This window comes from Parafrankia sp. EUN1f, from assembly GCF_000177675.1.
Lineage (GTDB): Bacteria > Actinomycetota > Actinomycetes > Frankiales > Frankiaceae > Parafrankia.
Genome location: NZ_ADGX01000190.1, coordinates 1 through 14922, shown reverse-complemented (window position 1 = coordinate 14922; position 14922 = coordinate 1). Strand labels below are relative to the sequence as shown.

Sequence of the window (14922 nt, the reverse complement as noted above, 5' to 3'; positions counted from 1 at the left end):
CGTGCTCCGCGACGAAGTACAGGTAGCCGGCCAGCAGGCGGTGTAGAGATTCGGCTCGGTCGCGAAGATGTCCTCGGCCGAGAGCCCCACCTTCTCGGCGTCCTTCATGAACAGGACGTCGTGCAGCATCTCCTCGTCCTGATAGGCGGCGTAGAGCTTGGCCGCCTCGGCGTTGACGCGGGTTATCTTGTGGAGTGCGTAGGACTGCGCGGTGCGCATCAGCCGGATACGCCAGGCGTGCTCGATCAGCGTCTGCCGGTAGTACCGCATATGAATCTCGGTGCCTTCAAGGTGTCTCGCGAACGGTACGGTCGCGTTCCACTCCTCGATCTTCGCGTCGAGGTAGGTGTCGATGTCCTGCTTGGCCCGGGCGCTGTCGGCGCCGGAAAGGAACGGCTTGCGACGCAGCAGGGCGCTGTGGGTGAGGCGGTTCGAGGTCTGCATGTCGGCACTCCCTGTGCTGGTAGATGCTGGATTGAGGGGGGCGTGATCAGTTGATCTCGTCGAGGACGGCGTCGCCGTAGGCCCTGCTCTGACAGGCCAGGCGCATCGCGGGGCTCTTCTCGCCGAGGAGCCCGAAGAGCCGTTCCTCCCGCTCCGTTCGCGGGGAGAGGTTCTCGCCGCCGCTCACGATCCGCACGGCGCAGATCCCACACCTGCCGGATCTGCAGCCGAACGTGATGATGTCGTCCATCTCGATGAGTTCGACACAACCATCGAATTCGACCGTCTCATCGGCGTTGACAAATTTCAGACTTGGCATTCGGCACCTCCATGCCGCCCGGTCGGACGGACAGCCGACCAGCCAGACACGGAACCGTCATCAACGACGAGTCGGTTTCGTTGGATCGACCGCGCCTGGTTCGGCATCCGGAACGGAATCCCGGAATATTCCGCGCAGGAGGAAGCGGCGGCGCCTCGTAATCCCCTCGGGGGAGTGGCAGGTGTTACGCCAGGGTCGCGGCTGGCATTGCCGGCCAGAAAGAATTCCGTAGGTGGCTGTCAGTAATCTGGCGTCGTGGCGATCAGCCATGCGGTCCGGGGGCCCGACGAGATCAGCGTGGCAGAATACCGGGGTTGAGAATTCCCGCTGGGTCGAACGCGGCGCGGACGCGGGCGAAGATCTCCCGTTCGGCGGCCGTGCGGGAGAGCGGGAGCCAGTCGGCCTTCAGCGCTCCGATGCCGTGCTCCGCCGAGATCGACCCGCCGAGGGAGGCCACGTAGGAGAAGACCGCGTCCTGGTGGCGGCCGTCCGCCTCGGCGGCCGGGGCGATGTTGACGTGCACGTTGCCGTCGGCGACATGACCGAAGGTGATGACCCGTGCGCCGGCGTCCACGGCGGTCACCACGCCACCGACGGAGGTGGCCAGTTCCACCCAGCGTGCGGCGGGAACCGAGACGTCGAGTTTCAGCGGCGGAGCCAGGAAGCCCGCCGCCTCGGGATGCCGCTCCCGGTACGCCCAGAGGCGGGCACGGTCGGCCGCGCTGCGCGCGACGGCGACGGGCAGGTCGCCGGCCAGCTCGGCGAGAGCATCCAACGCTGCCGTTTCGCTGGCTTCGAGCAGGAGATAGGCCTCGGCGGGCGCGTCCAGCGGCGGCGTGAGGTCGGTGTTGTCCAGCAGGATGTCGAGCCCCGTCCGGGTGAAGAACTCCGCCGAGACCAGCCCGGGAATCTCCTGGACGGCCCTGATCGCCAGACGGTGCAGCTCCGCCAGCCCCGGCAGGCCCAGCACCGCGACGATCGGGTCGCGCAGGCGTGGCACCAGTCGCAGGCGCGCCTTCGTGACGACCGCCAGGGTGCCCTCCGAACCGGCCAGCAGGCTCGGGTAGTCGTAGCCCGTGTTGTCCTTGGTCAGCCCGGACAGGTGCGACAGGACGGTGCCGTCCGACAGGACCGCCTCGACTCCCCGGATCTGCGCCCGCATGGGCCCGTTGCGCAGGACGCGCACGCCGCCGGCGTTCGTGGCGATCGCGCCGCCCACGGTCGCGCTGTGGCGGCTGGCGATGGCCACCCCGAAGTCCAGGTCGGGATGTGCGTCCGCGAGCTGCGCCAGGGTGATCCCGGCCCCGGCCGTCACCTGCATCGCGGCTCGGTCGACCGGGCCGAGCGAGTCGAGGCGGCCCAGGCTCAGCACCAGCTCGCCGGCAAGGGGCACCCCGCCGCCGACCAGACCGGTGTTGCCGCCCTGCGGCACGACGGGAATGCCCGCGGCGGAGCACAGCGCCAGTACCGCGGAGACTTCGGAGGTGTCCCGCGGCCGGACGACGGCGGAGGCGAATCCGCGATATCGCCCGGTCCAGTCGACCACGTACCCGGCGGTCCGCGAGTCCGTCAGCACGTGCTCCTCACCGACGACGTCGACCAGATCCTGACGCAGACTCGCCGGGAGGCCCGGGCGGGAAGGCGACTCCTCGGTGAACGGCAAAACCATCGACTTTCTCCTTTGTCTGGCTCTCGTTTTTCGCCGGCTTTTGTTCGGCCGGCTTTCTGCCTGCCGGGTCAGCCGCTGGTTCGGCCCGTGATCCGCTCCGCGTTGATCCGCGCCGGGATCTCGCCGAGCAGCAGGTTGAGATCGGCCGAGTCGCGCAGCGCCTGCGCGCCGGCCACATCGATGTGAAGGTCGCGGACCCCCGCCTTCGCCAGCTCGTCGACGACGTCGAGGCGGACCCTGGTCAGGTGCGGCTGGTTCACGACGACCAGCATGCTGCGCGCGCCGCCGGCCGCCAGCTCGACCCATTCCCTGATGGTCGACCGCGAGGTGGGCCGGGCCGGGCGTGGCGTCGCGTCGAGGTCCCGGCGCACGGGTGCCCCGTTCAGGACGCGCAGCAGTGGGATCGTCCCCCCTGCCCGGTAGGTCTCGAGGACGACCGCGCGCCCGCCCAGCTCGTTGCGGACGCCGCCCGGGGCGGTGTCCACGGCGACGCTGTCGAGCCGGGCGTCGGGCCAGTGCTTGCCCAGGAACAGCCTGGCGAGGTCCGTCTCGCTCGGCATGACGATCCGCGCGGCGGTCAGCGGGTCGAGGTCGCCGAGCAGGGCTGCCTGGTGCACGGCGAGCGGCGGCGGCGTCCAGCCGTCGGCCGCCGCGAACCTGCCGTCCGTGGCGAGCAGCTCGTCCAGCGCGCCGTCGCTGGGCAGACCGTTGTGCGGACGCAGGCCAGCCAGCACGGTCAGGCTGGCGGCGGTGACCCCGCTGTGCCGGACCAGCCCTAGCCGGCGATACAGCCCGATGCTGGTCGCGCCCATCACGATGACCTGGTCGTAGGCGGCGCGTGGCGGGTCGGCCCGGTCGACCACCTCCAGCTCGCGCAGCAGCGGCCAGGCCCTGCTCCTCGTGCCCTCGTCGAACGTGCGCTTGCCGCCCCCCGGACCATGCTCGGCACCCAGCCAGCGGGTCTCCATGTGGTGCAGCAGCGCCGTGTCGCCTCCCGGCCAGTCCTCGCCGAGGACCCCGAACAGTTCTCGGAGCCTGTGGCGGTGGCGTTCCAGGTAACCGGCCCTGGACGGATCGCCGTCATGGTCGGGATGCGTGCCGGCGCTAGCCATCCGCGCCGCCGGGCGCAGGCTCGTCCTCGGTGACCTCGGTGACCTCGGTGACCGCGGCGAGCTTGCGGGCCAGGTCGGCCGCCTTGCGTCCGGCGTCCGCCGGCTCGGCGCCGAGCAGGTAGCGCACCCGCAGCGCCTCCCGCAGCGATGCCGCCGCGGCCGCCCTGGCATCGGCGGCCGGGTCGGTGTCGTCGGTGTCGCTGGCGTCGTCGGTGTCGCTGCTGCTGTCGACGGCACCGGTCTCGCCGACGCCCGCACCAGGGCCCGTGGCGGTGGTCGCGCCGCCCGCGTCGACGTGCCCGAGGATGGCGGCGGCGAGGTCCTCGCAGGCGACGGCCAGCTCGGGGAGCCCGGCCGCGCCGGCCGACAGGTCCGCCACGAGCGGCCGGAGCAGCCCGACCCGGTCCGGCGGCGGTGCCGCCGCCGCGTCCCGAAGCACCTCGCGGGCCGCCAGCCGCCAGCCGGCGACCAGCTCATCGGCCCAGTCCGGCCCGTCGGGCGCAGGCGCGGGCACGGGCTGGCCGAGGGCCGCCCGCTCGGCCGCGGCTCGCCCCTGCTCGCGCGCGGTCGTGGCCTGGGTGCTGTCCGCAGCCAGGTCGTACAGCCGGGCGCAGCCGGACCAGGCGGCCGCCTCCTCGTCCTGCCTGCCGGCGTGCCGGGCGAGCAGCGCGCTGATCCCGGCCCGCCTGGCCCGCCCGGCCGCCTCCCGGCGCAGCCCGGCGGCGTCGAGCGGCGGGAGACCGGCCACCGCGATGTCGACATGCACACCATGGCTGCGTGACAGCTCCTGGTCGGCAGCCAGCGCGGGGAGGCGAACCTGGACCCGGGCGCCGGCTCGGGGCAGCTCGCCGGGCAGCGCGCTGATGCGCAGTGGCGTCGCGCCGAGCAGCTCGCCCGACCAGGTGTGCACCCGCACGGCGAGCTGCGGCGCGTCCAGTTCGCTGATCCCGACCCGCAGCGGCAGCTGGACATCCAGCCTGCCGGGCAGGGTGCCGCGCGCGGTCGCCCCCGCGAACGCCTCGTCGGCGAAGTCCCCGAGCCGTGACCGCAGGTCTCGTGAGGAGGCGCGCCACCGTATGTCGATCCCGGGCTCGCCCTGGTCCGCGGCGAACTGCGCCAGCCGCGGCTCGGCGGCCCCGTTCTCCCGGCCTCGAGAACCGGACGCCAGGAGGTCCGCCAGGCCGGCATCGGTCACGGGCGTGAGCATGGCGGCGAGATCGTCGATCGGGCCGCTGTGCGCGCGGTCCCACCGCTGCGTCGTGAGCACCTCCGTCAGCGTCGCGAGCGCGCCGGCCAGACCGGCCCGGTGCGGCCCGGCCAGCCCGTCGACGAGCGCGGGCCGCGCGGCGGCGAATCGGCCGACCGCGGCCGCCGCGAGCAGTGCCTCCCAGGCGCGGTCGACGGCCTGCTCGGTCGCGCCGAGGCTGGCCAGCGGCCAGGTGGCGGCGACCAACCGCAACGCGGCCAGCCGGGGTGCCGTCGTGTCGTGCGTCCAGCGGAACCGGGCCGCGGCCGCTGCGGCCATCCGTTCCCGGAGCGGGCCGGACGGTTCGTCCACGGCGAGCGTCACCGCATTCGCTGGCCGCCCGGCGAGGGCGTCGGCCGCCGCGTCGCCGAGCAGCCGGCGGCACGTGTCGAGCGCTCCGGCGTCGACGGCGGCGCCGCGCTCCCGGGTGAAGACGGTGAACTCGACGAGCCGGCGGACGTCCGCGGCGTCGACTGTGACTCGGGCCGTGCGCAGCGGCAGCGAGATCGTGCCTGCCGGCCCGGGGGCGGCCGTGGTGATGACCCACCCGACGTTCGGCTCGAACCCGATCCGTGCTTGTGTGGCCATCAGTCGGTCCTCCCGTTTCGAAACAGGTACGCGTGGACCTCGGGCCTGCGTACCTGGAGCAGCCGCCGGAACTCGTCATCGGGTGTGATCAGGGCTCTCGCTCCTCGCAGCGAGCATGCGACGGCGTCCCAGCTGCCGTTCTGTCTCAACCGGAGCCGTCCGACGATGGGCAGCCGCAGCCGGTCGACAGGGCTGCTGGGCTGGTCGTCGGTCAGGTCGGCGCCGCGGCCGGCCGCGGGATCGAGGCAGGTGCCTGCGAAGGCCCGGTACCGCCACCACTCGAAGCAACGGCGGAAGTGCCGGTCGAGCGAATGGTCGCGGTCCGACAGGCTCAGCGCCCGACCGGCCGCTGCCAGGGCTTCGGCGACGTCCTCGAGTTCGTCGAGTCGGACACCGTGCCGTTCGACGAACTCGAGGACCTGCGCGGTGTGCGGGCAGGGGCGGGCGTAGTGAAAGGGGCAGCTGGGCCCCTCGCTGGCCTGTGCGAGCTCGCGTAGCTGTGGGCCCCTCCGACGGAGGACATCGCGAGCCGCGGTCGCGGCGGCCTGCCGGTCCACGGCCGCGGCCACCTCCGCGATTCTGCGCTCGGCGGCGGGGTCCGCGAGTTCGGCCGAGGGCGCCCGGCCATGGGAACCAGCCGTGAGGTCGTGGATGGGGACCTCCACCGGTCTGCCACCGCGCTTCGTGTGTTTGCCGCGCAGATAGTTGTCGATGGACGTGCTGAAATACGCCGTCAGGAGGTCGACGGTGGGGAACAACCAGTCCTCGCCGCCCTTGCGCATCACCAGTGCCGCCCATACCTCCTGCCCGAAATCCTCTGCGTCGCTGCTTTCCAGACAGCGGTAGCTTCTGATTCGGCGGGCCAGTTCGCGGTCGGTGTAGGTGCGGCAGCCCTCGAGGAACTCGGTGACGGTGATGTCTCCAGCCCTGGCCCGTCCACGCAGCCGATCCAGGACGCGAGGAGCGGTGCTGGCCTGGCCTGGGGCGTCCGGGAGCATCACCGGGCGATTGTCCACAACGCCCGGTGATCCGCGGCTCGTCCCGTCGGCGGTTGGTTGGGCCATGTCGTATCCAGACGCCGGCGCGTGGCCGGCGCGACAAACTTCTGCTGAGCAGGACCGAACGATTATGGTCGCCAGGACGACCGACATCGGTCACTCTTCGAGCTCCGGCTCCCGCTGTGGCGTGGATGGGTCGGGGGGAATCGGGGGAACGATGGCGAGGCTGGAGCCCGATGGTCAGTGGCCGTTGTGGATGGCACCGGGGAATCCGGACACGGACCGGAGCGGCTACGGCGGCATCGCCTCCTACGTCACGCCACGAGTTCTCGAGGAGCGCTTCGTGCCGCCCGGCCTGCGGACCCAGCTGGCCAGCCGGACCGGGCTACGCGGCGCGGCGCTCGACCGCCTGACCGTGGAGCAGCTCTGGCAGGCCCTGGTCGACCGGCGGATCGGCTACGCCCAGCCGCCGTGGCACCCGGCGCAGGGCCAGCGAATCCGCGACTGCGAATGGCTGCTGCGCCGTGCGGAGCAGGGCTCGGGAACGTGTGTCGACCTCAGCCTGCTCTTCGCCGGCGCCTGCCTCAACGAGCGGCTCGACACCTACCTGCTCATGCTCGGCGGCAGGGAGCGGTCGCATGTCGCCGTCGCCGTCCGTCTCGGCGCCTCGGCCGCGGGCAACGATCAGGAGGCCGAGCTGCGGGTCAGGGAGCCGATGCTTCCGCCGGGCGTCACCGACACCGCGGTGGCCGGTGTGCTGGCGATCCGCGACCGCCCCGAGCTGCTGGCCGCGGTCGAGGACGGGGATCGGGACGGGGACGGGGACGTCCTTCTCATCGACGTCACGATGGCCACCCGTGACAAGGCCGAGCCCTCGCTGGCGGCCGCCGAGCGGCGTGCCAGGGCGGAGCTGGTCGGGTCCGCGTACCAACTGGCGCATCTGGTCGATGTCGCGGTGCGCCAGCACGGCTGCGGCGACGAGCCGCTGGTGGCGCCGACCCGCCGAGGGGCGCTGCACGGCCGGATCGCCCCGCACCGCCGGGCCCCGTTCCCGTTCGCGGCTCATGTCGAGGCCAGGGCGGCGATCCGGGTCGGCACCGGAAAGGTCGTCATCCAGGGCCCACGCGGAGTCGGCAAGTCCGTCCTCGGCCGGAGCATCGCGTTGCTCGCTGACAACGGGTACGGCTGGTTCCTCAACGCTTCGAGCAAGACCACCTTTCAGACCACGTTGGCCGAGGCTGAGCTCATCGAACGCGGCGAGGAACCGAGAGAGCTGGAGGCACCCGACCGGGAAGCGCTGGCCCGCGACGCCCTCGACCGGCTTCGGCGCAGCGCCGACTCCTGGGTCATCGTGCTCGACAACGCCGACGCGGGGGCCGAGCCGTTCGACGACGCGCGCATCGCGATCGACCGGCTACCGTCACCCAGGGCGGGTCAACTGATCGTCGCCACCTCGACCGCCGCCGCGGACAAGTGGCCCGGCTGGACCCTCGTCACGCTTCCCACGGTGACCGCCGACGAGCTGGCCGAGGCCGGCCCGCCGCTCGCCGCCCGGCTCAGTGTGGGGCGTCCGCTGCTCATGACGGCGTTCACCAGCCTGCTGGACGTCGATCCCGCCGCCGGCGACGACCTGCTGGGCGGCGGCGCCGCGGGGGACGTGACGGGGGACGCGGCAGGGGAGGAGAACCTGAACGACGAGGAGGCCGCTCGCCGCGCCGCCGCCCTCTACTGGTGCGCCGCGCGCGGTTCGCTCGCCCGCCTGCCCGGCGGCGACGCGCTGATCGACTGCGCCGAGCGGACCGCCTGGCTGCCCCCGGACCGGATCGAACCCGCCGGGGCGGGCGGCGCTGACGAGGCTCTCCCGATGCTGGCCGCCCGTGGCCTGCTGTCCGCGTCGGCCAGCGCCGGCGTTTTCGCCCTGCACCGCCTGTTCGGCGATGCCATCCGGGCGGCGGTCACCGCGGACGGCCGCGCACAGCCGTCCGTCCGGAGCCTGCTCGCCGACGGCGAGGCCCGCGGGTCGCTGCTCCGGCACGGCGACGCCGAGGTGACGTCCCACCTCGCCACGGCGCTCGCCGGCGCGGATGACGGTCTCGCGCTGTGGGCGCTCGGCACCTTGCAGGAGGTGTGGCAGGACGACGCGTCCGCGGCCACCTTCGGCCGGGCTGCCGCGGTGCTCGACCCGGCGGACCCGACGCAGGCCGGGGCGCTCGCCGACTGCCTGCACGCCGGCGCCCGGGCCGTCAGCCGCAGGAAGCCGGAGGACAGCAGCCCGAGCGAGGTCGCGGCCGCGATCGCCGACATGAAGGAGGCGATCGGGCTGCGCGCGGAGAAGGACGTCGTCGAGATCGCCAGGCATCAGGCGCAGCTCGCGCTGCTGCGCCAGCGTGCCGCCGGCTACCTGACCGACCGGGCGGCGAAGCTCGTCGAGCTGCGCGAGGTCATGGGCCTGCTCGAGGAGTCCTGGCGCAGCCGCCGGGCCGTCCTCACGGAATCGGAGCTGCTCGTGGACAGGGCCTACTTCAACCGGGCCGGCATCCGGGTCACGCTGGCTCAGGAGGACCGGGCGAACGCCGCCGAGTACCTGCGCGTGGCCAGGGAGGTGTACGAGACGACGGCCGCGTTCCGGATGCGGTATTTCAGGGGCCCGAACCCGATCACCGCCGCCGCCATGAACGGGATCGGTATCGTCGGCTACTACGAGGTCCTCTTCGACCTGACAACCGAGCCGGACGCCGTGCTGGACGAGGCGTTCGCCGCCGTCAACGAGGCGCTCGCCATGCGCCGCCAGACCTCCATTGCCGGCGACATCGCGAAGAGCGCCGGGCTGCTGGTCAAGCTGGGCCTGCTGCAGGCGGTGTTCGCCACGGCGGGGAAGGACCCCGGTCGCCGGACAGGTCGGGACCTGGCGACGGGCCAGGCACCGGCGGAGGTCGGCGACGCGGTTCGCGAGCTTGGCAAGCGGGTCGAGGCCCTCGGAACGCTCGGGATGACACCGCAGCGGCTGCGCGAGGCCGGCCTCACCCTCGAGCAGATCCGGGCGCTCGACCTGGAGCCCCCGGCGCAGTAGCCGGCCGGCCCGCTCCCGGCCGGCCCCGCTTCCGGCCGGCGGCACGCTCCGGCCGGGCTGCCTGCCGGGCTACGAGCCCGTCTCGGCGCTGAGCACACCGCGGCGGGCGAGTTCCGCGACGACGCTCCGGCCGGCTTCGCGGAAGTCGTCGAGACGGTGGCGGGCGGCCTTCTCGCCGTCGCCGGCGGAGATGGCGCGCACGACGCGGGCATGTGCCTCGACGGTGTCGCCTTGGCTGCGGTTGGTGCTGATCCGGAACACCAGTGGCAGGTACCCGCTGAAGGAACGCAGCTCGGCGCGTAGGCGGCGGGAGCCACCGGCGCGGTGCTCGGTGGTGAGGATCAGACGGACGAGCTCGACCACGCGCTCCCGGTCGCCCTGCGGCACGGCCCGCAGCTCGTCGACCAGGCCTTCGAGCGCCGCGATCACCTCCGCGTCCCGCTCCTCGGCCAGGTGCCGGACGGCGACGCCGCTGAGCAGGCCGATGATCTCGAAATCGTCGTTGATCGACCTGGCGTCGAAAGGCTCGACGAAGACCCCCCGGTGGAACGTCGAGGAGACGATGCCATCGCGCTCCAGCATCACGATGGCTTCGCGGACGGGCAGCCGGCTCACGTCGAGCTCCCGGCACACCTGCTCCAGATCGATCCGGTCGCCCGACCGCAGGTGCCCTTCGAAGATCTGCTCCAGGATGTAGTCCACGACCGCGGTGCTCGTCTTGCTGCGAGGGACGGGGCGGCGCGCCACGGCGGATGATCCTTACAGGGGGCGATCCTTGTCGGGAACGGTCGAAGCTACCATGGCTTCCGGCCCGGCCGCGGCCGTCGCCCGCACCCCCTGCAATCCGGGCGATGTCGACCGGTGCCCGTCAGATCGGCGCGAAGAAGTGGGTGCCGTCGCGTTCCAGCTGGGCGATCAGCCCGAACTCCCAGTCGAGGTAGGCCTGCATGGCCTCGTGGGCGTTGTCGGTGCCCTCGTACGGCCGGCGGTACCGGTCGGTCGCCGGGGTGAGGAATCGCTGGCCGCCGGCCTCCAGCGTCGCTCCCGACGCCTGCCAGGCCCGTGTGCCTCCGGAGAGGGCGTAGGCCCGCAGTCCGGCTCCGTCGGTGAGGTCGGCGACTGCCCAGCGGGCGAGCTCCCCGGTGGGCGAGGTGATGACCAGGCGTGAGTGCCGGGGGAGGCCGTGCAGAACGGGCTCCAACTGCGCACGGATCGCGAACCAGGCCCCCGGCACATGCCCGCGGACGTACTCGCGACTCGGCCCGATGTCCACGACGACGGTCGCGGTGGCCGTCGATGGGGTCGGCCCCGCCAGCCAGGTCGCCAGCTCCGCCGGTTCGACCTCGTCGACGGCCGGCGCCGCGGGCCGCCGCGCGGCAGCCTGCCCCACCTCCGTGAGCGAAGGACCGGGCACCGTGAGGACGTAGGTCTCCCAGCCCATCTGCGCCAGCCACGACGCCGTCATGGCGGCGCGGACGCCGTCGTCGTCGGCGAGCACCAGGCGGGCGCCGCGCACCGGAGCGAAATGGTCGGTCTCCTGTACCAGCTGCCCGCCGGGCGCATGACGGAACCCGGGCAGGTGCCCCGCGACGTACTCGCCCTCGTCGCGGACGTCGAACCGATAGGTGGTGCGCGCCGGGTCGTCGAGGCCCGCCAGCTCGCCGAGCGTCAGCGGACGCACCCCCGCCCGCCGGGCGATCTCCTGCGCGCCGGCCCGGGCGGCCGCGCGGTGCTCCGGCGTCACCTCGGCTGGTGCGCGCCGGGTGGATCCATGGTCGAGCGCGAGGCCGGCCAGCTCCCAGCCGATCGTCCCGTTCCGCAGCGCCACCACCGGGTTGGGAACGCCCGCGTTGATGACGGACTGCGTGCCGATGATGCTCCGGGTTCGGCCGGCGCAGTTCACGACGATCGGCGTACGGGGGTCGGGCGCCAGCTCCCGGATGCGCAGTACGAGCTCACCGCCCGGCACACTCACCGAGGACGGAATGTTCATCGTGTGGTACTCGTCGTAGCGGCGTACGTCGACGACGACCGGCGGCGACTCCCGCAGCAGGCGTCGGACGTCCTGCGCCGACGACGAAGGCGTGTGCCTGACCGCCTCGACCAGCTCGCCGAAGGCCTTGCTGGGCACGTTGACGTCCCGGAAGAGCTCGCCGCCGGCCGATCGCCAGCCGTCGAGCCCACCGGCGAGCGCCCCGGCCTGCGAATAGCCGAGCGTTCTCAGCCGGGCGAGGGCCCGCGGTGCCAGGTCGACCCCGTCGTGCTCCCCGTAGACGACGACCGGCACCTCCAGCCGTGGCACCCGCTCCAGGACCTCCGCCTCCAGCCGGGAAAGCGGCAGGTTCGCCGCCCACAGCGGGTGCTCCTGCGCGAAGGCGTCCTCCTCCCGCAGGTCGAACAGCGCGATCTCCTCCCGCGCCTGCAGCAGGCGCCGCACCTGCTCGGCCTCGAACACCGGCGTCACGGCTGGCCGGGCCGCGGCGAGCCACGGAAGATCGAGGGAACGGGGCGCGACGGCCGCACGCCGTCACGCAGGGCCGCGTGGGCGGCGCGGCGGTCCTCGCCGGTGAGCCGGTCGATGTACAGCCTGCCGTGCAGGTGGTCGGTCTCGTGCTGGAAGCACCGGGCGAGCAGCCCGTCTGCCTCGTACCGGACCGCGGCGCCGGTCGCATCGACACCGCGCACGGTCGCGGTGGCCGCCCGGGTCGTCGGGTAGGCGTGCCCGGGCACGGACAGGCAGCCCTCGTCGTCGTGCTGCTCGCCCGGGCCGGTCTCCAGGACCGGGTTCACGACGACCAGCGGCCGGCGGGGCACGGCGACGTCCCGGGGGTCGTACTCGGTGTCGAAGACGAACACCTGCAGGCTGACGCCCACCTGGGGCGCGGCCAGACCCACCCCGGGCGCGGCGTACATCGTCTCGATCATGTTGTCGACCAGGCGCCGCAGAGCTGCGTCGAAGACGGTGACCGCCTCGGCCGGGGTGCGCAGGACCGGATCGCCAAGGGTACGGATGGGCAACAGTGCCATACCTCAACTGTTACACCCGCCGCGGCCCCCGGCCGGCGGACGGCCCCTGCACCCTCTGCTGCCGGCGTGCGGACCGGGGGCGGGCGGGTGATAGTGGATGGAAGGCCCGCCCCAGCCGGACCGCGACGAACCAGTGCGGGTCCCGGAGGGAACCCGTGCGCGTGGTGCCTGTCGACATCCCGGGAGTCAGCCTGGGGACGGAACTGGGCCTGGGAGCCTCCGCCGTGGTGTACCGAGCCGAGCGGCAGGGCCGGTGCTACGCGGTGAAGGTGTCCCGGGGTGTCCCGCCGCCCGAGGTGATTCGTTCTTTTCAGCGGGAGGCGACCGTTCTGGCGTGCCTGCGGCATCCCAACATCGCCCGGGTGTTCGCCGCCGGGGACGCTGACGGCCGGCCGTACCTGGTGCTGGAGCTCGTCGAGGGGCCGTCGCTGGCCGACCGGCTCGCCGCCGGCCCCGCCGGCTCCAGCTCGGGCCGTGGGCTGGCCGGGTCCGGCCTCAGCCCGCTCACGGTGCCCACCACCCTGCGCATCGGCCAGGACGTCGCGGGGGCTCTCGCGGCCGCCCACCGGCTCGGCCTGGTGCACCAGGACGTCAAACCGGCCAACATCATGATCGGGTCGGGTGGCCGGGTGATCCTGGTGGACTTCGGGCTGCTGGGCCGTGCCGGTGGCGTCGTGCGCGATGAGACGGTCGGCACCGTCCTCTACAGCGCGCCCGAACAGCTCGGCATGCTGAACCGTCCGGTGGACGCACGCTCGGATCTGTACTCCCTCGGCGTCGTGCTCCACACATGTCTCACCGGGCGGCCGCCGTTCGAGGCGGACGACGTCGCCGAGCTGATGCGGCTGCACGCGGTCGCGCCGCCCCCGGATCCGCGCCGGGTCCGCGCCGACATCCCGCCAGCCCTCGCGGAGGTTGTCGCCACCCTCCTGGCGAAGGATCCGGACGACCGCTTCCAGTCCGCGGACGACCTGGCCGCGGCGTTGGCCGCGGTGGCCGGGCCGGGTGCGCCGGCGGTGGCCGCGCGGGCCGGTCCCTGGCGGCCGTCCGACCAGCCGGTGGGGCGCGAGGCGCCGCTCGCGCGCCTGCTGGAGGCCTGGGACCTCACCCGCCGTGGGGCTGGCGAGCGGACGGTCGTGGGCATCGCCGGCGACATGGGCGTGGGCAAGACCCATCTGGTGCGGACGTTCGTCCGCCAGGCACGCTCGGTGCCGGGCGCGGTCCTGATGGAGGCGAAATGCGCCGAACGGGTCGACGCACCCTTCGTCACCTTCCACGCCCTGGTGGAGAGCTGGCTGCACGTCCCGGCCGCCCCGCCCGCCGCGGGCGAGACCCCGTCCGCGGCCGCCGGCGCGGGCCGGCGCTCCCAGCTGCGGGCGGCCGCCGGTGCTGACTCTCCCGTCCTCGCCGGCCTGCATCCGGCCCTGGGCGCTCCTGGGCCTCCCCGGGAGAATCAGCCCGGCCCGGCGGCCGGTCTCCACCAGTCGGCGTCGGTCACGGCGGGGGGCCTGGGCGTCCAGCTCCGGCTGGCTGTCGTGCGGTTCGTCCGGGAGCTGGCCCGGCGCAGCGGCGGTCTGGTGCTGTGGGTGGACGACACCCAGTGGCTCGGGGCCGCGGACCGTCAGCTGCTGGAGGAGGTCGCGAACGATCCGGAGCCGGCGCCGCTGCTCGTCATCGCGACGTCCCGCCGGGCCGACCGGCTGCTGCCGGCGGGCAGATCACGGCGGGTCGACCTCCGGCTGGGGCCGCTGGGTGCGCCCGAGGTCGCCGAACTGATCCGCGGCTGTCTCGGCGACGTCGCCGACGAGCGCTTCGTCCGGGATGTGGCGATCCGGTCGGGTGGCTGCCCGCTGGCCGTCTTCGAACTGGTCCGGGCCGTGATCGATGCCGGTCTGATCCGGCCGTCCTGGGACGGTTTCGACGTCGATCGGGACGGGCTCGACTCGCTCGCCCTGCCCGACGAGGTGCTGGGCCTGATCCGGCGCCGGGTCGGTGCGCTGGACCACTCGTCGCTGCCGGTGCTGTGCACGGCGGCCGCGATAGGTCACCAGTTCGACCGTACGCTGCTCGCCGTGGCGGCCGGTGTGACGCCGGAACACGCGCGGCTGGCCCTCGCCGAGGCGGAGTTTCACCAGCTCGTCACGCCGGTGCCGGACGGCTGCGCACCCGATCGCTGGTCGTTCGTGCACGACTGTGTGCGCGAGGCGCTGCTGTCGACCATCAGCGCCGACGGCCTTCGTGAGCGGCACGCGGCGATCGCGGACGCGATGGAGGCGTCCGGCGCCGTGCACGGCCCTGACCTGTTCGCCCTCGCCCGGCACGCGGTCAGCGGCGGACTGCCCGCGCCCCGGCTGTACCGCCTCACCCGGGCGGCGGCCGAGGCCGCGGTCGCCGGGCGCGCACCGGTCGAGGCGGAGCGCATGTTCCGTGCGGCCGCCCAGGCCGCCGC

Annotated in this window: 10 protein-coding genes and 1 pseudogene; 2 read left to right on the top strand and 9 right to left on the bottom strand. The window is 73.4% G+C overall.

Annotation, left to right across the window (positions count from 1 at the left end; translation table 11 throughout):
• From FREUN1FDRAFT_RS33905 to FREUN1FDRAFT_RS33880, 6 genes and pseudogenes are all read right to left on the bottom strand, one after another.
• Positions 1-444 (bottom strand): annotated as a pseudogene (locus FREUN1FDRAFT_RS33905) (hypothetical protein); the annotation flags it as partial.
• 46 nt (positions 445-490) lie between these two features.
• Positions 491-763 carry a 2Fe-2S iron-sulfur cluster-binding protein gene (locus FREUN1FDRAFT_RS33900; RefSeq protein ID WP_006544880.1) on the bottom strand — a complete coding sequence of 91 codons (273 nt, stop codon included), beginning with the start codon at positions 761-763 and terminating at the stop codon, positions 491-493.
• A 292-nt stretch (positions 764-1055) separates the two neighbouring features.
• The gene (locus FREUN1FDRAFT_RS33895; protein ID WP_006544879.1) at positions 1056-2432 is read right to left on the bottom strand and encodes an FAD-binding oxidoreductase; all 1377 of its coding nucleotides are present in this window, start codon (positions 2430-2432) and stop codon (positions 1056-1058) included.
• 68 nt (positions 2433-2500) lie between these two features.
• Complete coding sequence (locus FREUN1FDRAFT_RS33890; protein WP_006544878.1) at positions 2501-3544, bottom strand: hypothetical protein; 1044 nt, start codon at positions 3542-3544, stop codon at positions 2501-2503.
• Entirely contained in the window at positions 3537-5378 is a 1842-nt protein-coding gene (locus tag FREUN1FDRAFT_RS33885; RefSeq protein WP_006544877.1) for a hypothetical protein, read from the bottom strand. The genes FREUN1FDRAFT_RS33890 and FREUN1FDRAFT_RS33885 overlap by 8 nt, the downstream gene beginning before the upstream one ends.
• The gene (locus FREUN1FDRAFT_RS33880; protein WP_006544876.1) at positions 5378-6442 is read right to left on the bottom strand and encodes a hypothetical protein; all 1065 of its coding nucleotides are present in this window, start codon (positions 6440-6442) and stop codon (positions 5378-5380) included. The genes FREUN1FDRAFT_RS33885 and FREUN1FDRAFT_RS33880 overlap by 1 nt, the downstream gene beginning before the upstream one ends.
• A gap of 151 nt (positions 6443-6593) precedes the next feature.
• Here FREUN1FDRAFT_RS33880 and FREUN1FDRAFT_RS33875 point away from each other — a divergent pair, with 151 nt between their 5' ends.
• Complete coding sequence (locus FREUN1FDRAFT_RS33875; RefSeq protein WP_157475721.1) at positions 6594-9446, top strand: hypothetical protein; 2853 nt, start codon at positions 6594-6596, stop codon at positions 9444-9446.
• A 69-nt stretch (positions 9447-9515) separates the two neighbouring features.
• Here the strand turns inward: FREUN1FDRAFT_RS33875 and FREUN1FDRAFT_RS33870 are convergent, their stop codons facing one another.
• The 3 genes from FREUN1FDRAFT_RS33870 to def form a co-directional block, all read right to left on the bottom strand.
• Positions 9516-10193 (bottom strand): GntR family transcriptional regulator, encoded by a 678-nt coding sequence (locus tag FREUN1FDRAFT_RS33870; RefSeq protein WP_006544874.1) that lies wholly within the window; start codon positions 10191-10193, stop codon positions 9516-9518.
• 121 nt (positions 10194-10314) lie between these two features.
• The gene (locus FREUN1FDRAFT_RS33865; protein WP_006544873.1) at positions 10315-11910 is read right to left on the bottom strand and encodes a rhodanese-like domain-containing protein; all 1596 of its coding nucleotides are present in this window, start codon (positions 11908-11910) and stop codon (positions 10315-10317) included.
• On the bottom strand, positions 11907-12473 hold the full coding sequence (gene def, locus FREUN1FDRAFT_RS33860) for a peptide deformylase (RefSeq protein WP_035956223.1): 567 nt from the start codon (positions 12471-12473) through the stop codon (positions 11907-11909). Before def ends, FREUN1FDRAFT_RS33865 begins: the two co-directional genes overlap by 4 nt.
• Before the next feature lie 155 nt (positions 12474-12628).
• On the opposite strand from def, the gene FREUN1FDRAFT_RS33855 reads away from it, so the two are divergent.
• A partial coding sequence (locus FREUN1FDRAFT_RS33855) for a serine/threonine-protein kinase (RefSeq protein WP_006544871.1) occupies positions 12629-14922 on the top strand: 2294 nt, incomplete at its 3' end.

Coding starts and splice junctions, on each gene's coding strand:
- FREUN1FDRAFT_RS33900 (WP_006544880.1), bottom strand. CDS start 763: ATGCCAAGTCTGAAATTTGTCAACGCCGATGAGACGGTCGAATTCGAT.
- FREUN1FDRAFT_RS33895 (WP_006544879.1), bottom strand. CDS start 2,432: ATGGTTTTGCCGTTCACCGAGGAGTCGCCTTCCCGCCCGGGCCTCCCG.
- FREUN1FDRAFT_RS33890 (WP_006544878.1), bottom strand. CDS start 3,544: ATGGCTAGCGCCGGCACGCATCCCGACCATGACGGCGATCCGTCCAGG.
- FREUN1FDRAFT_RS33885 (WP_006544877.1), bottom strand. CDS start 5,378: ATGGCCACACAAGCACGGATCGGGTTCGAGCCGAACGTCGGGTGGGTC.
- FREUN1FDRAFT_RS33880 (WP_006544876.1), bottom strand. CDS start 6,442: ATGGCCCAACCAACCGCCGACGGGACGAGCCGCGGATCACCGGGCGTT.
- FREUN1FDRAFT_RS33875 (WP_157475721.1), top strand. CDS start 6,594: ATGGCGAGGCTGGAGCCCGATGGTCAGTGGCCGTTGTGGATGGCACCG.
- def (WP_035956223.1), bottom strand. CDS start 12,473: ATGGCACTGTTGCCCATCCGTACCCTTGGCGATCCGGTCCTGCGCACC.